Genomic DNA, 22434 nt, shown 5'->3' on the forward strand with positions numbered 1-22434 from the left:
ACCGCCGCTACGTAACCGGGAGTCACCACCGTGACCGATGTAACCGACGGCGTCCTGCACACCCTCTTCCAATCGGATCAGGGAGGGCACGAACAGGTCGTGCTCTGCCAGGACCGCGCCAGCGGACTCAAGGCCGTCATCGCCATCCACTCCAGCGCCCTGGGCCCCGCCCTCGGCGGCACGCGCTTCTACCCCTACGCGACCGAGGAAGCGGCGGTCACCGACGCGCTGAACCTCTCGCGCGGGATGTCGTACAAGAACGCCATGGCCGGTCTCGACCATGGCGGGGGCAAGGCCGTCATCATCGGCGACCCCGACCAGATCAAGAGCGAGGAGCTGCTCCTCGCCTACGGCCGGTTCCTCGCCTCTCTCGGTGGCCGTTACGTGACGGCCTGTGACGTCGGCACCTATGTGGCGGACATGGACGTGATCGCGCGCGAGTGCCGCTGGACCACCGGCCGCTCCGCCGAGAACGGCGGCGCGGGCGACTCCTCGGTGTTCACCGCCTTCGGCGTCTTCCAGGGCATGCGGGCCTCCGCCAAGCACCTGTGGGGCGAGTCCTCCCTGCGCGGCCGCAAGGTCGGCGTCGCGGGCGTCGGCAAGGTCGGCGGCATCCTCGTCGACCACCTCATCGACGACGGCGCGGAGGTTGTGATCACGGACGTGCGCGAGGAGTCCGTGCGCCGGATCATCGCCAAGCACCCCCAGGTCACCGCGGTCGCCGACACCGAGGCCCTGATCCGCGTCGAGGGCCTGGACGTGTACGCGCCCAGCGCGCTCGGCGGCGCCCTGAACGACGACACCGTGCCGGTCCTCACCGCGCGGATCGTCTGCGGCGCGGCCAACAACCAGCTGGAGCACCCCGGCGTCGAGAAGGACCTCGCCGACCGCGGCATCCTCTACGCCCCGGACTACGTGGTGAACGCGGGCGGCGTGATCGCGGTCGCCGACGAGCTGCACGGCTTCGACTTCGACCGGTGCATGGCCAAGGCGGCGGAGATCTACGACACCACGCTCGCCATATTCGCCCGGGCGAAGCAGGACGGGATCCCGCCCGCGGCCGCCGCCGACAGGATCGCCGAGCAGCGCATCGCGGAGGCCCGCGGCCCGCGCTGATCCGCCTCCGCGCGGGCGCGGAAGCGCACCTGCGGAGAATGACCGAAAAGCGCCCCCTGGTTCCCCGGCCCCCTCGGTGGTCCGGCCGGGGTTCCGGGGGTGCGCGGCGGCCTGAAGACGATCATCGCGGCGGAAAATCCCGCGTCACGAGACGAGACTCACGCCCGTCGGCGGGTCGTCCGCCAAGAAGAGGTTAAAATCGCAGCTGACCAGCGAGGAAGGGGCTCCTCGCCGGTCATGCGCGAAGGCGCGTCCTGCGGGCGACGTACCGTATGGCCGCAGGAGCAGGTACCGTGGAAGCCCTACGGACCGGTCTCTCCACGGAGAGTCCGTTCCGGATCATGAACGCGTGTCAAGACTCTGGGGCCATGAAGCCCCGATACCGAGGGGGTCGAGCCATGGGGCGCGGCCGGGCCAAGGCCAAGCAGACAAAGGTCGCCCGCCAGCTGAAGTACAACAGCGGCGGGACTGACCTGTCGCGTCTGGCCAACGAGCTGGGCGCTTCGACTTCGCAGCAGCCGCCGAATGGCGAGCCGTTCGAGGACGATGACGAGGAAGACGACCCGTACGCGCAGTACGCGGATTTGTACAACAACGACGATGACGACGAGGACGCGGACGAGTCCGGCCCGTCGGCACAGCGCCGCGGCGCCTGAGCTCGTACTTCGGTAGGTCTCACCGGTCACCGGTGGATCGAGTACTCGAATACGTCGAACACGTCGGAATAACGTCGCGTACGTCCCGCGGAAGCGGCACAGACAGCGGCACATCGCACTTCACCCGGTCCGGGGTTCACGCCGGACCGGGTTTCGTGCTGTCCGGGGCGGACTACTTGGCGTAGTCGCCGGTGAGCTCGGCTCCGGTCGTGTGGTCGCCGCGGTCGGTGATCTCACCGGCGACCCAGGAGTCCACGCCGCGGTCGGCGAGGGTCGTCAGGGCCACGTCCACCGACTCCTCGGGGACGACGGCGATCATGCCCACGCCCATGTTGAGCGTCTTCTCCAGCTCCAGGCGCTCGACCCGGCCCGCGGTGCCGACGAGGTCGAAGACCGCGCCGGGCGCCCATGTGGAGCGGTCCACGGTGGCGTGCAGGCCGTCCGGGATCACCCGGGCGAGGTTGGCCGCGAGGCCGCCGCCGGTGACGTGGCTGAAGGCGTGCACGTCGGTGGTGCGGGTGAGCGCCAGGCAGTCCAGGGAGTAGATCTTGGTGGGCTCCAGGAGCTCCTCGCCGAGGGTGCGGCCGAATTCCTCGACCCGCTGGTCGAGGGTCATCTTCGCGCGGTCGAAGACCACGTGCCGCACCAGCGAGTACCCGTTGGAGTGAAGACCGGAGGACGCCATGGCGATGACCGCGTCACCCTTACGGATGCGATCGGGGCCGAGCACGCGGTCGGCCTCCACGACGCCCGTGCCCGCGCCCGCGACGTCGAAGTCGTCGGGGCCGAGCAGGCCCGGGTGCTCCGCCGTCTCGCCGCCCACGAGCGCGCAGCCCGCGAGGACGCAGCCCTCGGCGATGCCCTTGACGATGGCGGCGACGCGCTCCGGGTGGACCTTGCCGACGCAGATGTAGTCGGTCATGAACAGCGGCTCCGCGCCGCACACGACGATGTCGTCCATGACCATGGCGACCAGGTCGTGGCCGATCGTGTCGTAGACGCCGAGCTGACGGGCGAGGTCGACCTTGGTGCCGACGCCGTCCGTGGCGGAGGCGAGCAGCGGCCGCTCGAAGCGCTTGAGGGCGGAGGCGTCGAAGAGCCCGGCGAAGCCGCCGAGGCCGCCGAGGCCCGCGACCTCCGGGCGCTGGGTCTTCTTGACCCACTCCTTCATCAGCTCGACGGCGCGGTCGCCCGCCTCGATGTCGACGCCGGCCGCCGCGTAGGAGGCACCAGTACCAACAGTTGTCTCAGACATTGCCTGGGATCTTTCGGGTTTGACGATGGGCTCAGGGGCGACGGATCGCGTCGGCCGCGGCCGTGGCCGCGGGACCCGCGGCCAGCTCGGTCTCCAGGAGCTGCTTGCCGAGCAGTTCGGGGTCCGGGAGCTCCATCGGGTACTCGCCGTCGAAGCAGGCGCGGCAGAGGTTCGGCTTGTCGATGGCCGTGGCCTCGATCATGCCGTCGATGGAGATGTACGCCAGGGAGTCGGCGCCGAGCGAGGTGCCGATCTCTTCGATGCTCATGCCGTTGGCGATGAGCTCGGCCCGGGTGGCGAAGTCGATGCCGAAGAAGCAGGGCCACTTCACGGGCGGCGAGGAGATCCGGATGTGGACCTCGGCGGCGCCGGCCTCGCGGAGCATCTTGACCAGGGCGCGCTGGGTGTTGCCGCGGACGATCGAGTCGTCGACGACCACCAGGCGCTTGCCCCTGATGACTTCCTTGAGCGGGTTCAGCTTCAGCCGGATGCCGAGCTGGCGGATGGTCTGCGAGGGCTGGATGAAGGTCCGGCCGACGTAGGCGTTCTTGACCAGGCCCGCGCCGAAGGGGATGCCGGAGGCCTCCGCGTAGCCGATCGCGGCGGGGGTGCCGGACTCCGGCGTCGCTATCACCAGGTCGGCGTCGGCCGGGGCTTCCTTGGCCAGTTTCCGACCCATCTCGACGCGCGAGAGGTAGACGTTCCTGCCCGCGATGTCGGTGTCGGGCCGGGCCAGGTAGACATACTCGAAGACACAGCCCTTGGGCTTCGCTTCCGCGAAGCGGGAGGTGCGGAGGCCGTTCTCGTCGATGGCGACGAACTCGCCGGGCTCGACCTCGCGGACGAAGCTGGCGCCGCAGATGTCGAGGGCGGCGCTCTCCGACGCGACGACCCAGCCGCGCTCCAGGCGGCCGAGGACGAGGGGGCGGATGCCCTGCGGGTCCCTGGCCGCGTACAGCGTGTTCTCGTCCATGAAGACGAGGCTGAAGGCGCCCTGCACCTGCGGAAGGACCGCGGCGGCCGCGTCTTCTATGGTCAGCGGCTTGCCGTCGGCGTCGGTCTGGCCCGCGAGGAGCGCGGTGACCAGGTCCGTGTCGTTGGTCGCGGCGACCTGGGTGGCGCGGCCGTTCTCCTTCGGCAGGTCGGCGACCAGCTCGGCGAGGCGGGCGGTGTTGACCAGGTTGCCGTTGTGGCCGAGGGCGATGGAGCCCCGGGCCGTGGCACGGAACGTCGGCTGGGCGTTCTCCCAGACGGAGGCTCCGGTGGTGGAGTAGCGGGCGTGTCCGACCGCGATGTGTCCCTGGAGAGAACCGAGCGAGGTCTCGTCGAAGACCTGGGACACGAGGCCCATGTCCTTGAAGACGAGGATCTGGGAGCCGTTGCTGACCGCGATTCCCGCGGATTCCTGACCCCGATGCTGGAGGGCGTAGAGCCCGAAGTACGTGAGCTTTGCGACCTCTTCGCCCGGAGCCCAGACACCGAAGACGCCACAAGCGTCCTGGGGGCCTTTCTCGCCGGGGAGCAGATCGTGATTGAGTCGACCGTCACCACGTGGCACGGCACCGAGTGTAGGCGAGATCGACCACTGGTCCGAATTGGGGATACGCGACCTGTACGGAGCGTAGGCGCGGGCTTTACGGGCGCTCGACGGGGCGCGGCTGGATCTGTACGTTCCACCAAGCCGCCGGTGCGCGGACCGCGCGACCTTCCCCTCGCCGATCTTGGTTCGGCCGGGTTGCTTCGGGCGTGCGAAGGGCGTGTGAACAGGCACGACAGTGCGTTGACAGCCGCCCGCGGGGTCCGTGAGGCTCCTGGTTCATGCAGCCCTTCGGAGCCATCGCGGCGGTCCCGCTGGTGCGGCGCCGCCACGTCGATCTGGCCCGCGTCGCGAGCGCGATCTGTCAGCGAGCCGTGTGAGCCCCACTTTCATTTCGCCCCGGTTCAGGGCGTTTTGACGGCTTCGCCCATGGGACGTTTGTCACGCTGAAACGTTCCTGTTCAGGCCGCGGAGGGTCTCCTCCGCCTCGGCCGACGGGGCTTCCCCCCGCCTTCGCACGCGCCTTTACACCCCAGCCCGGGGCGTTCCCCCCGCCTCCCGCGCGCGGCATCCGCCGCTGCCGTGCGGGGCGTCCGCACGCCCCCGCGCGGGGGCGCCCTCTCCGCCCTGGAGCCCTTTGTGTCTTCGTACGAGTCCCCGTTGTCCCGGCGTGCCTTCACCGGGGGTGTGGCGGGTGCCGCCGCTGCCGTCGGCATCAGCGGCGGCGAGGCCGTCGCCGCGCCCGCCGAGCGGCCCTTCGCCGCCCGCGCGGGCCGCCCGGGGCGCCCCGCGCGGCGGCCCAACATCCTCTTCGTCCTCGGCGACGACCTCGGCTGGGCCGACCTGTCGTCGTACGGCTCGCCGCACATCAAGACCCCGCACCTGGACCGGCTCGCCCGCCAGGGCGTGCGCTTCACGCAGGCCTACTCCGGCTCCGCGACCTGCTCGCCGACCCGCTTCAGCCTGTACACCGGGCGCTTCCCCGGCCGCACCGAGGGCGGGCTCGCCGAGCCCATCGCGGACAGGTCGGCGGGCCTGGAGCCCACCCACCCCACGCTCGCCTCGCTGCTGCGCGACGCCGGGTACGCCACCGCCCTGATCGGCAAGTGGCACTGCGGCTATCTGCCGGACTACTCGCCCACCCGATCGGGCTGGGACGAGTTCTTCGGGAACTTCGGCGGGGCCCTGGAGTACTACTCGAAGCTAGGCCTGGGCGGCGAGTACGACCTGTACGAGGGCGACGCGGCCTATAAGGACCTGCGCTACTACACCCGCATCCTGACCGAGCGGGCCAGCGAGTACGTGCGGCGCGAGCACGACCGGCCGTGGCTGCTCAACCTCAACTTCACGACGCCGCACTGGCCGTGGATCGCCGACGGCGACACCGAGGCCAGCGCGGAGGTCGTGCGGCGGATCAAGGCCGGGGACCGCGGCGCCCTCCAGCACCGGGACGGCGGGTCGATCGCCAAGTACACGGAGATGGTGCAGGACCTGGACCGCTCGATCGGCCATGTGCTGCACGCCCTGAAGAAGTCCGGGCAGGAGCGGGACACCCTCGTCTTCTTCGCCTCCGACAACGGCGGCGAGCGCTTCTCCTACAACTGGCCGCTGTCCGGCAACAAGGGCTCGCTGCGGGAGGGCGGCATCCGGGTGCCGACGATCCTGCGCTGGCCCGCCCGGATCGACGGCGGGCAGGTCAGCGACGAGCCGGTGTACACGCCGGACTGGACGGCGACGCTCCTGGAGCTCGGCGGCGCCAGGCCCGCGGCGGCCTACCCGCTCGACGGCACGAGCCTCGCCGGGCACCTGCTGCGCGGCGAGGAGCCGCGCGAGCGCGACCTGTTCTGGCGGGTGCGCGGCGAGCGGGCGCTGCGGCGCGGCCACTGGAAGTACTACCGCGGCAAGGGCGGCGCGGACCAGCTCTTCCACCTGGGCCGCGACCAGCGCGAACAGGCGGACCTCGCGCGCCGCGAGCCGGAGCTGCTGCGGGAGCTGCGGGCGTCCTGGGAGCGGACGGACGCGGGGCTGCTGCCTTATCCGGCGGCGTAGGCGGGGTCGCGCCACCCGGCCCGCGGTGTTACTTCGCCTTGCTCGCGTCGGCGGTCGCGCTGGCGCTCACCACCGTGCCGTCGGCCGCCGTGAGCGTGAGGCCGTCGTCCTTGATCTCGTACCGGGCCGTGCCCTTGAACAGCTTGAGCAGGTCGCGTTCGGTCTTCGCCTTGGCGCCCGCGCACATCATGCGGGTCAGCTTGGGCGTGCCGAGGGCGAGGGCGCCGTCGCGCGGTTCGGCCGTGGCGGTGACGTCGTTGCAGCCGAGGTTGCCGCGCAGGGTGCCGTCCTTGCCGAAGGTCAGCCGGGCCTTGCCCGCGACCTGCTTGGGCAGGGGCCGCGTCGAGTCGCCCTTGCCCACGGAGTCCACGGCCCAGGTGGTGCCCTCGAGCGGGGCCCCGGGGTCGGTGGGCCCGCTGGTCAGGGCGATCCGGTCGCCGTCGGCGTTGGTGAGCGTGAGGCGGCCGTTGGCCAGCTTGGCCTTGTCCGCCTTGAGCTCGCCGTCGAGGGCGCGGGCCAGGCTGTTCTCGAAGTCGAGGGCGTCACAGGCGATCTCGGTGTGCACGCCCGGCTCGAAGCGGACGGTGTCGCCCTTCACGGAGACATCGGCGCCGTAGCCGTTGCAGCCGAAGTGGCCGCCCGCGCCGCCCTTGCCGCCGAGTCGCACATAGGTGCCGCTCGGGGCCCGCTGTTTCTCGCCGTCGACGGTGAGGCTCTCCACGTTCCAGCGCACGCCGGTCAGGGGCGCCTGGGAACCGGAACCCGGCTTGCCGGACTTGTCGTGCTTGCCGTCGTCACCGGAGCCGGACTCCGAGCCGCAGGCGGCGAGCAGTCCGGCGGCGGCGAGGACGGTGAGGGTCTGGGTCATGCGCTGCTTGTACATGTCACTGTGACGGGCCGCACCCCGGTCCGGTTCCGTCCCGCCGCCTCAGCCCATGAGCGGCAGAAGCCCGCCCAGATCGGCCCGTTCACCGCTCGCGCTGACCCGTGCGTCGTCGAGGGCGGCGGCCCACTGGGTCCGCCCCGTGGCGAGCCGGATCCAGGTCAGCGGGTCGGTCTCGACGACGTTCGGCGGGGTGCCGCGGGTGTGCCGGGGGCCCTCGACGCACTGGACGACGGCGTACGGCGGCACGCGCACCTCCACCGCGCCGCCGGGCGCCTTCAGGGCGAGCGTGTCGGCGAGCAGCCGGGTGCAGGCGGCGAGCGCCTGGCGGTCGTAGGGGACGTCGAGGCCGGGCACGGCGTCGTTCAAGTCGTCGGTGTGGACGATCAGTTCGACGGTGCGCGTGACCATGAAGTCGGCGAGGGACATGCCGCCGAAGCGCATCGGGACGAGGCGGGTCGCGGGGACGCCGGGCAGCGCCGCCGTGAGCCGGTCGGCGGCCTGTCCGAACAGGGCGTCGAGGTCCGTGCCCCCGGCCACGATGCCGCGGACGTCCTCGTCGACCCGGCCCGCGGCCGCCGAGGTCTGGAACGCCCAGTTCTGCAGCGTGACCTCGGCCTTGTCCGGCTCGGGCGCGTCCAGGGCGCGGGCCACCGCGCCGAGCGACATCGTCAGGTGCGCGGCCAGTTCGCGCACGCTCCAGTCGCCGAGCCGGGTGGGCCGCGCCAGTTGCTCCTCGGTCAGGCCCGCGACCGCTTCCCGCACGGTCGTGAACTGGGTGAGGACAGCGGTGCGGATCTTGCTCGGGTCGTAGGCGCGGGCGCGCTTCTTGGCCGGTGGCATAGCGGGAGCCTAAGCCTTGACCGCGTACGCGCTGAGTCCTTTTTCCAGCAGGCCGAAGGCGGCGCGGGCGAGCCGGTCGGCGTCGGCGGCGAGCTGGTCGAGGGGGGCGCCCGCCATGCGGCGGCGCATGATGTCCGTGCACACCACGTGGCGGGCGCCGATGAGCTGGGCGGCGGCGACCTGGGCGAGCAGCGGCTCGCCGGTCTCCGCAGCGAGCTGCTCGGCCAGCAGGGTCTGGCCGCGCAGGTGGAAGTCGTGCGCGCGCTGGAGGAGTACGGGGGTCTCCAGGACCAGGCGCAGGGTCTGGAGCGCGCGCTGGTCGTCGCTGAGGCCGACCGCCGGTGACCGCTCCGCGATCAGGCCGAGCAGCTGGCGGCGCAGGGCGTCGACGGCGGACTCGCCGGGGGCGCGGCCGCGCACGGCGGCGGCCGCGTCGCCGATGTGCTCCTCCATCGGCCGCAGGACCAGGTCTTCCTTGGTGCCGAAGTAGTTGAAGACCGTCATCTTCGATACGTCGGCGGCCGCGGCGATCTCGGCGACGGACACCTTGTCGAAGCCGCGCTCGGCGAAGAGGTCCACCGCGGCCCGCCATATCCGCTGGGCCGTCTGCCTTTTCTTGCGCTCGCGCAGCCCCGGCTCGCGGGCCTGGGGCGCCTCAGCGGCGGCCATGCGCGTCAATCTGTGCTGCCATGCGCCGCATTATGCCAGGATGAATATTAGACCTGGTCGAAAGATGTACCGAGCGACGCCGCGTGCTCGGGCGGGGCCGCGTGCTCGGGCGGGGCCGCCTCGAACACCTCCTTCCCGGCGGGCACCCCGATCCCCCGCCAGCGGAACGGAATCCCGCGCGCCGCGTCCAGGTCGGGGGCGTCCATGAGCTGGAAGTGCAGATGCGGCTCGGAGGAGTTGCCGGAGTTGCCGCACCGCCCGATGACCTGGCCCGCGCGCACCCGGTCCCCGGCGCGCACGGCGAGGGAGCCGCGCTTCAGGTGCGCGTACGCCGCGTACGTACCGTCGCCGAGGTCCAGGATCACGTGGTTGCCGAAGATCCGGTGGGCCCCGGCGAGACCGCGCAGTTCGCCCTCGACGAGCAGCAGATAGGCCACGCCGAGCAGGGAGTTGCGGCTGAGGTGGTCGCGCTGGCCGTCCTCGGCGTGCACGACGGTGGCCTCGGCCACGGCGAGCAGGTCCGCGCCGAAGGCCGGGAAGCGGTCGGCGCGCCGGGCCAGCGGCCACAGCCAGGCGAAGCCGGGGCGGGGGCGCTCCTCGTCCTCGGCGACGACGTCGATCGCGTACGTCTGCCCGAGGGCGTGGACGCCGTGGCTCGGGGTGTTGTCCGCGGGGCTGTTGAGCGCGGACCAGCGGCCGGTCACCGGGGCGAGCACCTCGACGGGGTCGCGCGGTTCGATCTTGAGGTCATGGCTCGCGGAACGGCCGGCGGCGACGCCCGCCGCCCAGGACAGGGCCAGCGGCGTGAACACCAGCCACCAGGCGAAGGGGTAGTCGACGAAGAAGCTGCCGACGACGGCCCCGAAGAAGACGAGCATCAACAGGCGCTGCAGCAGCGCGCACAGCTTGCGTATGAACATGGCGGTTCCCCCAGCGGTCATGCGGTCAGTCACGCGGTCAGTCACGCGGTCAGTCATGCGATCAGTGATGCGATCAGCCGCGCGATCCGTCACGCGTCGGCCGATCAGGGCACGCGACCGCTCACGGCGTCGCCGCCGAGAGCGCCACGAGCAGGGGCACCACCCGCCCCGCGGGCACCTCGTGGCGCCCGCGCCCGGTGGCCTGGAGCCAGCCCGCGGCGGTCAGTTGGCGCAGGTGGTGGTAGATCTGCCCGGTCGTGCCGATGTCGTCGAGCGCGGCGAGCTCGGCCGCGGTGCGGCGGCCGCCGAGGATCTCGCGGAGCAGCCGCAGCCGCACCGGATGCCCAAGCGCGGCGAACGACTCCGCGGCCGCCGCCAGGTCATCCCCGAGCACCTCCGCGGTGACCTGCCCGTACTGCCAGTCGTACCGCTGCCCTGTCGGCAGCCGGACCGCGCCGGTGAACAGCACCCCGCCGTCGGCCGCGCCGAGCCCGGCCAGCTGCTCCTTCAGTCCGTCGAGCGCCCAGAAGTCGCCCTCCCCGGCCACGGGAGCCGTGCGGTCGGCGCCTTCGAGTGCCGCGATGCGCCGTTCCAGGTCGGCGACGCGCTGTTCAAGATCCACGTACTGATCTTACGTAATTACGTAACTCCGCACAAGGAGTCGTATCCCGCGCAGTGGCGGCCCGGGCGTGAGCATCGGGGCGCGAACTCCCCTCATCCGGGTGAGCTTCCCGGGAACCGCCGCGCCCGGCCCGCGACCCCTGATCAACACTGGCCCCACCTAGATCAACACCGAGAGCACCACTGATCCCACGGGGAAGGGGCCCACCATGACGCTCATAGCCGAGCCGCCGCAGCTGCCGGTCGAGGAGTTCGAGGAGATCGAGAGGACCGTCGCCGCCACGTCGGAGTCCGTCCGGCTCGAGTTCATCGACGGCCGCATCGGCGTGAAGGGCTTACCGGACAGCGAACACGGCGAGATCATCGCCTGGCTGCGGCGGCAGTGCCAGCGACAGCGCCGCGACCTCAAGCTCTACAGCGCCCGGCACGGCCTGACGGTCGAGGAGTGGCAGTGCCCCACCGGCCGCGCCCGCCCGGACTGCTCGCTCGCGCCGGAGGGCTACTTCCTCGGCAAGCCCGACTGGGCCGATGCCAGCGGCGTGTTCATGACCGTCGAGGTCACCTCGTACGACTCCGACACCCACCGCCGCGACCGCGAGGACAAGCCCGCCGCCTACGCGGGCGCCGGCATCCCGGTCTATCTGCTCATCGACCGGCACACCCGCACGGTCGTCGTGCACAGCGACCCCGACCCCGAAGCGGGCGAGTACGCCGTCACCCAGACCGCGCGCTTCGGCGCGAAGGTCAGGCTCCCCGAGCTGATCGGGGTCACCCTCCACACCGCGGAACTGAGGGGTTACGCCCACTAGGACCCTAGGGCCCTGGCAGCCCGAAGGGCCCCGCCCAGGAGAGGACGGGGCCCGATGACGGACGTGACGGAGGCGCTCAGGCGAACAGCGCCGGAATCGTCTCCGTGTGCGCGGCCCGCAGCTCGTCGAGGCCGAGGGCGAACTGGCCCTGCACCTCGACCGCGTCGCCGTCGACGACACCGATCCGCGTGGCGGGCAGACCCCGCGCCCCGCACATGTCGGTGAACCGCAGCTCCTCGCTCCGCGGCACGGAGACGACGGCACGCCCCGCGGACTCGCTGAGCAGGAACGTGAACGCGTCAAGACCGTCGGGCACCACGAGGCGCGCACCCGCCCCGCCGCGCAGGCAGGACTCCACGACCGCCTGCGCCAGGCCGCCGTCGGACAGGTCGTGCGCGGCGTCGATCATGCCGTCGCGCGAGGCGGAGATCAGGATGTCGGCGAGCAGCCGCTCCCGCTCCAGGTCGACCTTGGGCGGCAGGCCGCCGAGGTGGTCGTGCACGACCTGGGACCAGGCCGAGCCGCCGAACTCCTCGGTGGTGTCGCCGAGCAGGTAGAGGAGCTGGCCCTCCTCCTTGAACGCGATCGGCGTGCGGCGCGTGACGTCGTCGATGACGCCGAGCACGGCCACGACCGGGGTCGGGTGGATCGCCGTCTCACCGGTCTGGTTGTACAGCGAGACGTTGCCGCCGGTGACCGGGGTGCCGAGCGCCAGGCAGCCGTCCGCGAGGCCGCGGGTGGCCTCCGCGAACTGCCACATCACGTCCGGGTCCTCGGGCGAGCCGAAGTTCAGGCAGTTGGAGATGGCGAGCGGCTTGGCGCCGGAGGCCGCGACGTTGCGGTACGACTCGGCGAGCGCGAGCTGCGCGCCCGCGTACGGGTCGAGCTTCGCGTACCGGCCGTTGCCGTCCGTGGCCATCGCGACGCCGAGGTTGGTGTCCTCGTCGACGCGGACCATGCCCGCGTCCTCGGGCTGCGCGAGGATCGTGTTGCCCTGCACGAAGCGGTCGTACTGGTCGGTGATCCACGCCTTGGAGGCCTGGTTCGGGGACGCCACGACCTTCAGGACCTGGTCCTTGAGCTCCTCGGCGGTCGCCGGGCGCGGCAGCTTCGCCGCGTCGTCGGCCTGGAGGGCGTCCTGCCAGCTGGGGCGCGCGTAGGGGCGGTGGTAGACCGGGCCCTCGTGCGCGACCGTGCGCGGCGGCACGTCCACGATCTGCTCGCCGTGCCAGAAGATCTCCAGGCGCTCGCCGTCCGTCACCTCACCGATGACGGTCGCGATGACGTCCCACTTCTCGCAGATCTCCAGGAAGCGCTCGACCTTGCCGGGCTCGACGATCGCGCACATGCGTTCCTGCGACTCGCTCATGAGGATCTCCTCAGGAGAGAGCGTCGCGTCGCGCAGCGGCACGGTGTCGAGCTCGACGCGCATGCCGCCGGAACCGGCCGATGCCAGCTCGCTGGTCGCACAGGAGAGCCCGGCGCCGCCGAGGTCCTGGATGCCGTCGACCAGCTTCTCCTTGAAGATCTCCAGGGTGCACTCGATGAGGAGCTTCTCCTGGAAGGGGTCGCCGACCTGCACGGCCGGGCGCTTGGCCGGGCCCGTCGACTCGAAGGTCTCGGACGCGAGCACGGAGACTCCGCCGATGCCGTCGCCGCCCGTGCGGGCGCCGTACAGGATGACCTTGTTGCCCGCGCCCGAGGCCTTCGCGAGGTGGATGTCCTCGTGCTTCATCACGCCGATGCACCCGGCGTTGACCAGCGGGTTGCCCTGGTAGCAGGGGTCGAAGACGACCTCGCCGCCGATGTTGGGCAGGCCCAGGCAGTTGCCGTAGCCGCCGATGCCCGCGACGACACCCGGCAGGACGCGCTTGGTGTCGGGGTGGTCGGCGGCGCCGAAGCGCAGCGGGTCCACGACGGCGACCGGGCGCGCGCCCATCGCGAGGATGTCGCGCACGATGCCGCCGACGCCGGTCGCGGCGCCCTGGTAGGGCTCGATGTACGACGGGTGGTTGTGCGACTCGACCTTGAAGGTGACCGCGTAGCCCTGGCCGACGTCGACGACGCCCGCGTTCTCGCCGATGCCGACGAGCATGGCGTCGTTGGCGGGGACCTTCTCGCCGAACTGCTTCAGATGGACCTTGCTGCTCTTGTACGAGCAGTGCTCGGACCACATGACGGAGTACATGGCGAGCTCGGCGCCGGTCGGGCGGCGGCCGAGGATCTCCTTGATCCGCGCGTACTCGTCCTCCTTGAGGCCGAGTTCCTTCCAGGGCTGCGCGGCCTCGGGGCTCTCCGCCGCGTGCTTGACGGTGTCGAGGGTCATCGGGCGTCCACCAGTTTCTTCAGGATCGAGGTGAAGAATCCCAGGCCGTCCGTGCGGCCGGTCCCGATCAGCGGCTCGACCGCGTGCTCGGGGTGCGGCATGAGGCCGACGACGTTCCCGGCCTCGTTCGTGATGCCCGCGATGTCGCGCAGCGAGCCGTTCGGGTTCATGTCCAGATAGCGGAAGGCGACGCGGCCCTCGGCCTCCAGCATGTCGAGGGTGCGCTCGTCGGCGACGTAGCGTCCGTCGATGTTCTTCAGCGGGATGGAGATCTCCTGGCCCGGCGCGTAGTCGGCCGTCCAGGCGGTCTCGTCCGTCTCGACCCGCAGCTTCTGGTCGCGGCAGATGAAGTGCAGGTGGTTGTTGCGCAGCATCGCGCCGGGCAGCAGGTGCGTCTCGGTCAGGACCTGGAAGCCGTTGCAGATGCCGAGGACCGGCATTCCCGCCTTGGCCTGGTCGATGACCGACTCCATGACGGGCGAGAAACGGGAGATGGCACCGGCCCGCAGATAGTCGCCGTAGGAGAAGCCGCCGGGCAGGACCACGGCGTCGACCTGCTTGAGGTCCTTGTCCCGGTGCCACAGCGGCACGGCCTCCGCGCCCGCGACGCGCACGGCGCGCTGGGTGTCACGGTCGTCGAGGGTGCCCGGAAAAGTGACGACTCCGATTCGGGCAGTCACTTGTCGGCTCCCTCGGATCCGTCGGAGGCTTCCACCTTTACGACGAAGTCCTCGATCACGGTGTTGGCGAGGAAGGTTTCCGCCATCTCGTGGATACGGGCGAGCGCGGCGTCGTCGACCGGCCCCTCCACTTCGAGTTCGAAGCGCTTTCCCTGACGTACATCGGAGATGCCCTGGAATCCGAGGCGCGGCAGCGCACGCTGCACCGCCTGTCCCTGGGGGTCGAGGATCTCCGGCTTGAGCATGACGTCGACTACGACGCGTGCCACTGGCACTCCCGGTGTGTGGTGCTTGCGTGTGCTGCTGGCAAGTGCGACTCGCGAGCCGCTCGAGCAGGTTCCTTCAGACTACCCGCACAAAATTTCTACCCGCGTAGATTCGTAGCAACATACGTGACGCCGATCACCCAGGCTCCCGGAACCGCTGGTCACCGAGGCGTCGACGGGGACACGTACGCGAAAAATCCTGGAAAAGATCACAGTTCACCATTGCGCCGGACGCCCCACCGCGGCCACTCTGCTGCCAAGCGGCCCCGGGGGCGCATTACCCGCGGGCCGCCACCGGAACACGCGGTGGGTTTTCGTCGGCTTCCCCATTCAATGCCGGGCACTGTACAAAGGAATTGGCAATAGCCGATACTTTGTCCCAAAACTGCCGGACAGTCGGCATCACCGCACGTCATTGCGGTGGCGTCGCACGAAAGGACCGATATTCGTGGCGCAGCGTGTCGTGGTCACTCTCTATGACGACATCGACGGCTCAGAAGCGGCGGAAACGGTCGTCTTCGGTCTCGACGGGAAGTCGTACGAGATCGACCTCAACGAAACCAATGCCGAGAAACTCCGCAAGGTGCTGACCCCCTACCTGGACGCGGCCCGCAAGAAGTCGAAGTCCGGCAAGGTCTTCCGGCACACGGCGGTGACCCCCGACCCGGCGGCCGTCCGCGCCTGGGCCCGCTCCAACAAGCTGGAAGTACCGCCGCGGGGGCGCATCCCGAAGAAGGTGTACGAGGCGTTCCAGGAGGCGAACTGAACCAGGCGACCGCCGGCGGCGAGGCCCCGGCCCCCGGCGGGCCCGGCCGCGCCCCGGAGCGCCAACTCGCCCGGGAGCGGCCGCCGATGACGGTGTCGCGGGGGTGCTGTGCGGCCGAACTTGCGCAGCACCCCTGTTGATCAGCTAGAGTCTGGAGCACGCCGAGGGGCGAGGCCGAAAGGCCGGGCCCCACAGCAGCGTGCGGGTGTAGTTCAGTAGTAGAACATCCCCCTTCCAGGGGGAAGGCGCAGTGTGCGATCCCTGTCACCCGCTCCGCACCGCGGACCGACCACCCATCTGGGTGCGGTAAGCTGGTGCTCGCACCGACCAGTGAGAGCCGGTCGGGAGCAGTGCGAACGTAGCTCAGTTGGTAGAGCGCAACCTTGCCAAGGTTGAGGTCGCGAGTTCGAACCTCGTCGTTCGCTCAGAGTAAGAAGCCCGGTGCCACAGGCACCGGGTTTCTTCGCGTTCGCGGGCACCTTCGGGCTGACATTTGTCATGAGTCCCGATGACAGGGCGCACTGCACGACCGCCCGCCCGCGCAGAACCCTTGAAGCATGACTCAGCACGTGATCGACGCGACCGACCTGCGGCGCGGCTACGCGGGCGGCTTCGAGGCGGTCCGGGGGATCTCGTTCACCGTCGGCCAGGGCGAACTGTTCGCCCTGCTCGGCACGAACGGAGCGGGCAAGACCTCCACCGTCGAACTCCTCGAGGGCCTGACCGCACCCGCCGGAGGCAGCGTCCGCGTCCTCGGCCACGACCCGTACCGCGAACGCGCCCAGGTGCGGCCGCGCATCGGCGTCATGCTCCAGGAAGGCGGCTTCCCCTCCGAGCTGACCGTCACCGAGACCGCCCGCATGTGGGCCGGGTGCACCAGCGGCGCCAGGACCGTCGCCGAAGCCCTCGACACCGTCGGGCTCGGCAAGCGCGGCGGCACCCGCGTCAAACAGCTCTCCGGCGGCGAGAAGCGGCGGCTAGACCTCGCGATGGCGCTCATCGGCGAACCCGAGGTGCTGTTCCTCGACGAGCCCACCACCGGACTCGACGCCGAAGGCCGCCGCGAGACCTGGGAGTTGGTGCGCGCCCTGCGGGACAAGGGAACCACCGTGCTGCTCACCACGCACTACCTGGAAGAGGCCGAACAGCTGGCCGACCGGCTCGCCATCCTGCACGAAGGGCGCATCGCCGCCACCGGACGCGTCGCCGACATCGTCGCCACGCAGCCCGCCCGGATGGCCTTCACCCTGCCCGACGGCTACCACCTCGGCGACCTGCCGCCCCTGCCCGACCTCGGCGTCACCGGACACGAACTGGACGGCCGCCGGGTGCGGCTGCGCACCACCACCCTCCAGCGCTCCGCGACCGCGCTCCTCACCTGGGCCGAGCGCACCGGAGTCCGCCTCGACGGACTCGACATCCGCGCCGCCTCCCTGGAAGAGGCCTTCCTGCGGATCGCACGGAACGCCGAGACCACGACCGGGCCCCAGGAGGACGCGGCATGAGCACGGTGACCACCACCCCCACCGGAACCGGGCGCCCCGCGCCCGCGCGGACCACCCCCGCCGGGCGCATGGGGGCGCTCGCACGCGCGGAGCTGACCCTGCTCGGCCGCAGCAAGGGCACGCTGGTCGCGGGGCTCCTCGTGCCGCTCGTCATGCCGTTCAGCGTCCGCTCGGCCGTCGACGAGATCGACCTGAAGGGCACAGGGCTGAACGTCGGCTCGGTCATCCTGCCCGCCTCGATCGGCTTCTCGCTGCTCTTCGCCGTGTATTCGGCGCTGGTGGGCGTGTACGCGGCCCGGCGCGAGGAACTCGTCCTGAAGCGGCTGCGCACCGGCGAGGTGCGGGACGCGGAGATCCTCGCGGGCGCCGCACTGCCCTCCGTGGCCATCGGCCTCGCCCAGTGCCTGCTGCTCGCCACCGGCTGCGCGGTCGTGCTCGACGTGGGCGCGCCCGAAGCACCGCACTACGCCGTCCTCGGGCTGCTCCTCGGGCTCGTCCTGTTCCCGCTGCTCGCGGCGGTGACGGCCAGCTTCAGCCGGAGCGTGGAGAGCGCCCAGGTCGCGGCGATGCCGCTGGTGCTCGTCTCCTTCATCGGCTCCGGCACGATGCTGCCCCTGGAAGTCCTGCCCGACCGCGTCGCCCGCGCTTGCGAACTCCTGCCGCTGACCCCCGTGATCGAGCTGGTCCGCGGCGGCTGGACCGGGCAGCTGTCCGCGGCCGAGGCGCTGCGCGCCCTGGTCATCGCGGTGGCCTGGACCGGCGGCGGCGTGTTTGCTGTACGACGGTGGTTCCGCTGGGAACCGCGCCGCTGAGGAGGCGAGCGACAGCGATGGACATCGTCGGGCGGATACGGGCCCTGCACCGGGGCTGGCATGAGCGCAGCAAGATCGAACGGGTCGAGCTCCAGTCGCTCGCGGCCTGGCACGCCATGCCCTGGATGCTGCACCTGAGCTGGGTCTCGCTGCCGCTCGGCCTGAACCTGGCGCCAGGACCCGCCGCGCTGGCCCTCGGCTCGGCGCTGCTCGTGACGGCCGCCGCCGCCTGCGTCCACACGAACCGGAGCCTGCGGCGGTCGCTCGACCACTATCTGAAGCGCGGCCCCTACCCCGCCCGCGACCTCGCCGTGTCCCGCGCGCTCCTGGTGGCCATGCTCCTGCTCGCCTTCGCGCTCCAGGCCGTGGACGGCGTCGAGTCCGGCCTGCTCGCCTTCACCACCGCTTTCATCGCCGTACCGCACCTGGAGGCGATCGCCTTCTCCCGGCCGCTGCGGGACTTCGCGCTGTGGTTCCTCGCCCTGGAAGCGGTGATCGTGGGCGGATACGCGCTCGTCGGGGTGCACGACGAGCGGCTGGCCGCGGTCGCGGGCCTGCTCGCCTTCGGCGCCGGGGTCGCCCTCTTCAGCACCCGCACCGGGGCCTGGTCCCTGGCCGTGATGTGGGAGGCCGACCGCGCCCGCGAGGTCGAGTCCCGGCTCGCCGTCGCCGAGGAGCGGCTGCGCTTCGGACGCGACCTGCACGACGTGATCGGCCGCAACCTCGCCGTCATCGCGCTCAAGAGCGAGCTCGCCGCGCAGCTCGCCCGGCGCGGAAGCACCGAGGCCGTGGACCAGATGGTCGAGGTGCAGCGGATCGCGAGGCAGTCCCAGCGCGAGATCCGCGAAGTCGTACGCGGCTACCGCGACGTCGACCTCGGCGTGGAGCTGATCGGCGCGCGGGGCGTCCTGGAGGCCGCCGGGATCGGCTGCCGGGTGGCCGGGGAGCCCGCCGGGCTGCCCGCACCGGTGCAGTCGGCGCTCGGCTGGGTCGTACGGGAAGGCACCACCAACGTGCTGCGGCACGGGGACGCGCGGCACTGCGCCATCACCGTGACGACCGGGGACGGAGAGACGACGCTGACCATCGACAACGACGGGGTGCCGGAGGCCGTCGACCCCACCGGCGGCACCGGCCTCGCCGGGCTGCGCGAGCGCCTGGCGGCCCTCGGGGGCACCCTGGAGCACACCGCGGCCGAGGGCCGGTTCCGCCTCACGGCACGCGTCCCGGCGACCGCGCCCGACCGGGCGGGCCCGGACGGAGCGGAGGCGGTGGCCGTGGCGGCGCCGCGCGGCGCCGGGATCGCGGAGGTGAAGGCCTCGTGAGCGTACGGGTGCTGCTCGCGGACGACGAGCATCTGATCCGGGGCGCCCTCGCCGCGCTCCTTCGCCTCGAGGACGACCTCGCCGTCGTCGCGGAGGCCGCGTCGGGGCCCGAGGCGCTCGCCATGGCGCTGGCCCACCGGCCGGACGTCGCCGTGCTCGACCTCCAGATGCCGGGGGCGGACGGTGTGAGCGTGGCCACATCGCTGCGCGAACAACTCCCCGGCTGCAAGGTCATGATCGTGACCAGCCACGGCAGGCCCGGACACCTCAAGCGGGCCCTCGCGGTCGGTGTGCGCGGGTTCGTCCCGAAGACGGTGAGCGCCCAGCGGCTCGCCGAGATCATCCGGACCGTCCACGACGGACGGCGCTACGTGGACCAGGAGTTGGCGGCCGACGCGATCTCCGCCGGGGACTCCCCGCTGACCGCGCGCGAGGCCGAGGTGCTCGAACTCGCCGCCGACGGAGCGTCGATCGCGGAGATCGCCGGGCGGGCCTCGCTGTCGCAGGGAACCGTCCGGAACTACCTCTCCGCGGCGGTCACCAAGACCGGCGCCGGGAACCGGCACGCGGCAGTGCGTCTCGCACGCGAGCGAGGTTGGGTATAGTAGCTATCGCGCTTCGGCGCAGCGCGGACGTAGCTCAGTTGGTAGAGCGCAACCTTGCCAAGGTTGAGGTCGCCAGTTCGAACCTGGTCGTCCGCTCCACAAGAAGCCCCCCGGTTCTGAGAACCGGGGGGCTTCGTCGTGCGGCTACGACCAGGACGTGCCGGTCAGACGCTCATACGCCTCGACGTACTTGGCGCGCGTCGCCGCCACCACGTCCTCGGGCAGCGGCGGGGGCGGCTGCTCGCTCGCGCGGTCCCAGCCGGACGCCGACGACGTCAGCCAGTCGCGCACGAACTGCTTGTCGAAGGACGGCTGCGCGCGCCCCGGCTCCCAGGTGTCGGCGGGCCAGAAGCGGGACGAGTCCGGGGTGAGGACCTCGTCGGCGAGGATCAGACGGTCCCCCTCGAAGCCGAACTCGAACTTGGTGTCCGCGAGGATCACGCCCCGGTCGCGCGCGACGTCGCGGGCCCTGCCGTACACCGCGAGGGTGGCCTGGCGCAGCTGCGCGGCGGTCTCGGCGCCGACCTGGCGGGCCACTTCCTCGTAGCTCACGTTCTCGTCGTGCTCGCCGACCTCGGCCTTGGTGGCGGGCGTGAAGATCGGCGCGGGCAGCTCGGAGCCGTCGACCAGGCCCTCGGGCAGCGCGAGACCGCAGACCGTGCGGCTCTGCCGGTACTCGACGAGGCCCGAGCCCGTCAGATAGCCGCGGGCGACACACTCCACCGGCACCATCGAAAGGGAGCGGCAGATCAGGGTGCGGCCCCGCCAGTCGGCCGGGGCGCCGGGCGGCAGCTCCGTGGAGATCACATGGTTCGGGACCAGGTCGGCGAGCTGGTCGAACCACCACAGCGAGAGCTGCGTGAGGACGCGGCCCTTGTCGGGGATCTCCGTCGGCAGCACCCAGTCATAGGCGGACATGCGGTCGCTGGCGACCATCACGAGGTCGCCCGCCTCGTTCTGGTACAGCTCGCGCACCTTGCCGGTGTGCAGATGCACCAGACCCGGAACCTGGATCGGCTCGGGCTTTTCAACGAATCCGGACACGGTTCCTCCCCGTGGTTCTGTCTAAGTACTCCGATTCTCCCGTATGCGAGGAGTGGTCTTGGCCAAGGGTTGGCCGAGAAGGGCCGGACGGCGTCAGTCGCGCGTCAGTCGCGCTTGCAGATCCGGTCGAGGAGGTTGGCGGTGGCGCGCTGCACCCGGGCGTCGACATGGCCGGGCCGGTCGAGCGCCGGGGACCAGGCGAAGGTCCCGGAGGCGAAGACGAGCGCGCCGGACGGGGCGCGGTACAGCGAGGTCTCCTGGTGGCGGACCGTGCCCTCGCCGTCCGCGTACGGGGAGTGGGCGAGCAGGATGCGGTCCTGGTGCTCGGGCAGCGCCGTGCGCGGGAAGTAGCGGTCGGCCTCGCCCGCGACCAGGCCCTCGGCCTCGTCGCCCTCGTGCGCGCCGGTCGCCTCCCACAGCCAGTGGTCGGCGTTGCGGACGACCAGGGGGTGCGGCTCGGGCACGCGGCCCGCGTACTGAATGCCCATCAGCTGCTGTTCGGGGACGTCGACCTCGCGCCACAGGGCGGCCTTGCCGGGGCCCCTGCGCTTGCGGCAGGTCAGCAGCCGGTCGGGGACGCCGGAGGGCGAGGGGCCGAGGTCCACCTGCCAGTACATGGTGTTGGCGGAGAGGAAGACGAGGGAGGTGCCGCCGTCGCGGGCCAGCTCGGCGGTGCGGCGCATCGACGCGGACCAGTACTCGTCGTGGCCGGGGAAGACCAGGCCGCGGTAGCGGGTGGGGTCGATGCGGCCCGCGTGCAGGTCGCGGGCGTCGGCGTAGGCGAGGTCGTAGCCGTACCGCTCGGCCCAGCGGATGAAGTCGTAGGCGTGGCCCACGTGCAGGGGCAGGCCCGCGCCCGCGTAGGGACGGTCGAAGGACACCGTGATCGCGGCCTCGCCCTCGCCGAGGAGCCGGCCCTCGTCGTCCCAGGCGTGATAGAGGCTGGCACCGGTCCTTCCGTCCTCCGGATAGAGGTTGTACGCCTGCCAGGTGATGTCCGGAAGCACCACGAGCAGGTCGGCGGAGGGCGCGTCGCCGAGCTCGCCCTGGACGAGGCTGTCGCGGACGGTGAAGGGGACGTGCGAGCGGTAGCCGTCGGCGGTGGTGAGCACGGCGACGTACGCGCCGATGTTCCAGTACGACGGGATCTGCAGCCGCCAGGACAGCCACCAGTGGTGGCACGAGACCGTGCGGTCGGCGGTGAGCGGCGGGGGCTGCACGATGCCCGCGAGGCGGGGACTGGTGGTGATCTGGGCGGCGCCGTCGCCGCCGTAGTGGCCGATGCGGTAGATGTCCACGCTGAACTGCTGCGGCGGGTCCACCGTGATGTGGAAGTCGAGGGCCTCGCCCGGGGCGGCGGCGCCGGTGCTGGTGAAGCCCTTGATCTGGCGGCGCACGTCGTCGGCGGTGCGGGGGCCGCCGCGGTTGCGGGCGGCCGGGACGCGGGCGGGCCCGGTGGCGCCGGGCGCCGGGGCGTGGTCGACGTACCAGGGAACGACCTGGCCCGTGTCGTCGAAGTAGTGCTCCGTCCCTCGGAGCCAGGGCAGCGGGCCCTGGCCGAAGGGGTCGGTCACGGCGTGGGCGAGGGCGCCCGACTCCCAGCGGCGGATCGGCTCCGGTCCCATGCGTAGTCCCCTCCCTCACTCCCCCGAGCCTGAAATCCGCCTCCGCCTGGTCATCGGCTCCGCGCCGGTGCGGGGGCGGTGCCGCCGCGTACGGGCGACGGCCTTGCGCTGCGGCACCCGGC

Annotated in this window: 22 protein-coding genes and 3 tRNA genes; 13 read left to right on the forward strand and 12 right to left on the reverse strand. The window is 71.5% G+C overall.

Annotated features, from left to right (window positions below; genetic code table 11):
• Nucleotides 1-30: 30 nt before the first annotated feature.
• Nucleotides 31-1116 carry a Leu/Phe/Val dehydrogenase gene (locus AC07A4_RS26190; protein WP_478602826.1) on the forward strand — a complete coding sequence of 362 codons (1086 nt, stop codon included), beginning with the start codon at nt 31-33 and terminating at the stop codon, nt 1114-1116.
• A 398-nt stretch (nt 1117-1514) separates the two neighbouring features.
• On the forward strand, nt 1515-1772 hold the full coding sequence (locus AC07A4_RS26195) for a DUF3073 domain-containing protein (RefSeq protein ID WP_478602827.1): 258 nt from the start codon (nt 1515-1517) through the stop codon (nt 1770-1772).
• Between the two features lie 172 nt (nt 1773-1944).
• Here AC07A4_RS26195 and purM read toward each other — a convergent pair whose 3' ends face one another.
• Together purM and purF are read right to left on the reverse strand one after the other, a co-directional pair.
• A complete protein-coding gene (gene purM / locus AC07A4_RS26200) occupies nt 1945-3027 on the reverse strand; it encodes a phosphoribosylformylglycinamidine cyclo-ligase (protein WP_478602828.1) in 1083 nt (360 codons plus the stop codon).
• Nucleotides 3028-3058: 31 nt separating this feature from the next.
• On the reverse strand, nt 3059-4585 hold the full coding sequence (gene purF / locus AC07A4_RS26205; RefSeq protein WP_478602829.1) for an amidophosphoribosyltransferase: 1527 nt from the start codon (nt 4583-4585) through the stop codon (nt 3059-3061).
• Between the two features lie 260 nt (nt 4586-4845).
• Between purF and AC07A4_RS26210 the strand changes: the two genes are divergently transcribed.
• Entirely contained in the window at nt 4846-4944 is a 99-nt protein-coding gene (locus AC07A4_RS26210; RefSeq protein WP_478602831.1) for a putative leader peptide, read from the forward strand.
• 259 nt (nt 4945-5203) lie between these two features.
• Entirely contained in the window at nt 5204-6613 is a 1410-nt protein-coding gene (locus AC07A4_RS26215) for a sulfatase-like hydrolase/transferase (protein WP_478602833.1), read from the forward strand.
• A gap of 28 nt (nt 6614-6641) precedes the next feature.
• On the opposite strand, the gene AC07A4_RS26220 is transcribed toward AC07A4_RS26215, so the two are convergent.
• The 5 genes from AC07A4_RS26220 to AC07A4_RS26240 form a co-directional block, all read right to left on the reverse strand.
• Nucleotides 6642-7481, reverse strand: coding sequence for an META domain-containing protein (locus tag AC07A4_RS26220; protein WP_478602835.1), 840 nt, complete (start codon nt 7479-7481; stop codon nt 6642-6644).
• Between the two features lie 60 nt (nt 7482-7541).
• A complete protein-coding gene (locus AC07A4_RS26225; RefSeq protein ID WP_478602837.1) occupies nt 7542-8339 on the reverse strand; it encodes a maleylpyruvate isomerase family mycothiol-dependent enzyme in 798 nt (265 codons plus the stop codon).
• A 9-nt stretch (nt 8340-8348) separates the two neighbouring features.
• On the reverse strand, nt 8349-9008 hold the full coding sequence (locus AC07A4_RS26230; RefSeq protein ID WP_478602839.1) for a TetR/AcrR family transcriptional regulator: 660 nt from the start codon (nt 9006-9008) through the stop codon (nt 8349-8351).
• A 47-nt stretch (nt 9009-9055) separates the two neighbouring features.
• Nucleotides 9056-9928: a peptidoglycan DD-metalloendopeptidase family protein gene (locus AC07A4_RS26235; RefSeq protein ID WP_478602841.1), complete on the reverse strand. Its 873-nt coding sequence runs from the start codon at nt 9926-9928 to the stop codon at nt 9056-9058.
• Nucleotides 9929-10049: 121 nt separating this feature from the next.
• The gene (locus AC07A4_RS26240) at nt 10050-10550 is read right to left on the reverse strand and encodes an ArsR/SmtB family transcription factor (protein ID WP_478602843.1); all 501 of its coding nucleotides are present in this window, start codon (nt 10548-10550) and stop codon (nt 10050-10052) included.
• 208 nt (nt 10551-10758) lie between these two features.
• On the opposite strand from AC07A4_RS26240, the gene AC07A4_RS26245 reads away from it, so the two are divergent.
• Nucleotides 10759-11358, forward strand: coding sequence for a Uma2 family endonuclease (locus AC07A4_RS26245; RefSeq protein ID WP_478602845.1), 600 nt, complete (start codon nt 10759-10761; stop codon nt 11356-11358).
• A 76-nt stretch (nt 11359-11434) separates the two neighbouring features.
• On the opposite strand, the gene purL is transcribed toward AC07A4_RS26245, so the two are convergent.
• From purL to purS, 3 genes are read right to left on the reverse strand one after another with little or no spacing between them, the layout of a single operon-like run.
• On the reverse strand, nt 11435-13684 hold the full coding sequence (purL, locus tag AC07A4_RS26250; RefSeq protein ID WP_478602846.1) for a phosphoribosylformylglycinamidine synthase subunit PurL: 2250 nt from the start codon (nt 13682-13684) through the stop codon (nt 11435-11437).
• Nucleotides 13681-14364 carry a phosphoribosylformylglycinamidine synthase subunit PurQ gene (gene purQ / locus AC07A4_RS26255; RefSeq protein ID WP_478602848.1) on the reverse strand — a complete coding sequence of 228 codons (684 nt, stop codon included), beginning with the start codon at nt 14362-14364 and terminating at the stop codon, nt 13681-13683. Before purQ ends, purL begins: the two co-directional genes overlap by 4 nt.
• A complete protein-coding gene (gene purS / locus AC07A4_RS26260; RefSeq protein ID WP_478602850.1) occupies nt 14361-14633 on the reverse strand; it encodes a phosphoribosylformylglycinamidine synthase subunit PurS in 273 nt (90 codons plus the stop codon). The genes purQ and purS overlap by 4 nt, the downstream gene beginning before the upstream one ends.
• Nucleotides 14634-15078: 445 nt before the next feature.
• Here purS and AC07A4_RS26265 point away from each other — a divergent pair, with 445 nt between their 5' ends.
• From AC07A4_RS26265 to AC07A4_RS26300, 8 genes are all read left to right on the forward strand, one after another.
• Entirely contained in the window at nt 15079-15396 is a 318-nt protein-coding gene (locus AC07A4_RS26265) for a histone-like nucleoid-structuring protein Lsr2 (protein ID WP_478602852.1), read from the forward strand.
• A 201-nt stretch (nt 15397-15597) separates the two neighbouring features.
• Nucleotides 15598-15669, forward strand: a tRNA-Gly gene (locus AC07A4_RS26270).
• Between the two features lie 79 nt (nt 15670-15748).
• Nucleotides 15749-15821: transfer RNA gene (locus AC07A4_RS26275), tRNA-Gly, on the forward strand.
• Between the two features lie 132 nt (nt 15822-15953).
• Nucleotides 15954-16901 carry an ATP-binding cassette domain-containing protein gene (locus tag AC07A4_RS26280; protein WP_478602854.1) on the forward strand — a complete coding sequence of 316 codons (948 nt, stop codon included), beginning with the start codon at nt 15954-15956 and terminating at the stop codon, nt 16899-16901.
• Complete coding sequence (locus AC07A4_RS26285) at nt 16898-17713, forward strand: ABC transporter permease (protein WP_478602856.1); 816 nt, start codon at nt 16898-16900, stop codon at nt 17711-17713. Before AC07A4_RS26280 ends, AC07A4_RS26285 begins: the two co-directional genes overlap by 4 nt.
• Nucleotides 17714-17730: 17 nt before the next feature.
• Entirely contained in the window at nt 17731-19038 is a 1308-nt protein-coding gene (locus AC07A4_RS26290) for a sensor histidine kinase (RefSeq protein ID WP_478602858.1), read from the forward strand.
• Nucleotides 19035-19643: a response regulator gene (locus AC07A4_RS26295; RefSeq protein WP_478602859.1), complete on the forward strand. Its 609-nt coding sequence runs from the start codon at nt 19035-19037 to the stop codon at nt 19641-19643. Before AC07A4_RS26290 ends, AC07A4_RS26295 begins: the two co-directional genes overlap by 4 nt.
• Before the next feature lie 23 nt (nt 19644-19666).
• A tRNA-Gly gene (locus tag AC07A4_RS26300) sits at nt 19667-19742 on the forward strand.
• Nucleotides 19743-19787: 45 nt separating this feature from the next.
• On the opposite strand, the gene AC07A4_RS26305 is transcribed toward AC07A4_RS26300, so the two are convergent.
• Both AC07A4_RS26305 and AC07A4_RS26310 read right to left on the reverse strand, forming a co-directional pair.
• Nucleotides 19788-20687 (reverse strand): phosphoribosylaminoimidazolesuccinocarboxamide synthase, encoded by a 900-nt coding sequence (locus AC07A4_RS26305; RefSeq protein WP_478602861.1) that lies wholly within the window; start codon nt 20685-20687, stop codon nt 19788-19790.
• 104 nt (nt 20688-20791) lie between these two features.
• Complete coding sequence (locus AC07A4_RS26310) at nt 20792-22312, reverse strand: N,N-dimethylformamidase beta subunit family domain-containing protein (RefSeq protein ID WP_478602863.1); 1521 nt, start codon at nt 22310-22312, stop codon at nt 20792-20794.
• Between the last annotated feature and the right edge of the window lie 122 nt (nt 22313-22434).

It is taken from the genome of Streptomyces sp. NPDC043996 (genome assembly GCF_056435225.1).

Coding starts and splice junctions, on each gene's coding strand:
- AC07A4_RS26195 (WP_478602827.1), top strand. CDS start 1,515: ATGGGGCGCGGCCGGGCCAAGGCCAAGCAGACAAAGGTCGCCCGCCAG.
- purM (WP_478602828.1), bottom strand. CDS start 3,027: ATGTCTGAGACAACTGTTGGTACTGGTGCCTCCTACGCGGCGGCCGGC.
- AC07A4_RS26210 (WP_478602831.1), top strand. CDS start 4,846: ATGCAGCCCTTCGGAGCCATCGCGGCGGTCCCGCTGGTGCGGCGCCGC.
- AC07A4_RS26220 (WP_478602835.1), bottom strand. CDS start 7,481: ATGACCCAGACCCTCACCGTCCTCGCCGCCGCCGGACTGCTCGCCGCC.
- AC07A4_RS26225 (WP_478602837.1), bottom strand. CDS start 8,339: ATGCCACCGGCCAAGAAGCGCGCCCGCGCCTACGACCCGAGCAAGATC.
- AC07A4_RS26230 (WP_478602839.1), bottom strand. CDS start 9,008: ATGGCCGCCGCTGAGGCGCCCCAGGCCCGCGAGCCGGGGCTGCGCGAG.
- AC07A4_RS26235 (WP_478602841.1), bottom strand. CDS start 9,928: ATGTTCATACGCAAGCTGTGCGCGCTGCTGCAGCGCCTGTTGATGCTC.
- AC07A4_RS26245 (WP_478602845.1), top strand. CDS start 10,759: ATGACGCTCATAGCCGAGCCGCCGCAGCTGCCGGTCGAGGAGTTCGAG.
- purL (WP_478602846.1), bottom strand. CDS start 13,684: ATGACCCTCGACACCGTCAAGCACGCGGCGGAGAGCCCCGAGGCCGCG.
- AC07A4_RS26280 (WP_478602854.1), top strand. CDS start 15,954: ATGACTCAGCACGTGATCGACGCGACCGACCTGCGGCGCGGCTACGCG.
- AC07A4_RS26285 (WP_478602856.1), top strand. CDS start 16,898: ATGAGCACGGTGACCACCACCCCCACCGGAACCGGGCGCCCCGCGCCC.
- AC07A4_RS26290 (WP_478602858.1), top strand. CDS start 17,731: ATGGACATCGTCGGGCGGATACGGGCCCTGCACCGGGGCTGGCATGAG.
- AC07A4_RS26310 (WP_478602863.1), bottom strand. CDS start 22,312: ATGGGACCGGAGCCGATCCGCCGCTGGGAGTCGGGCGCCCTCGCCCAC.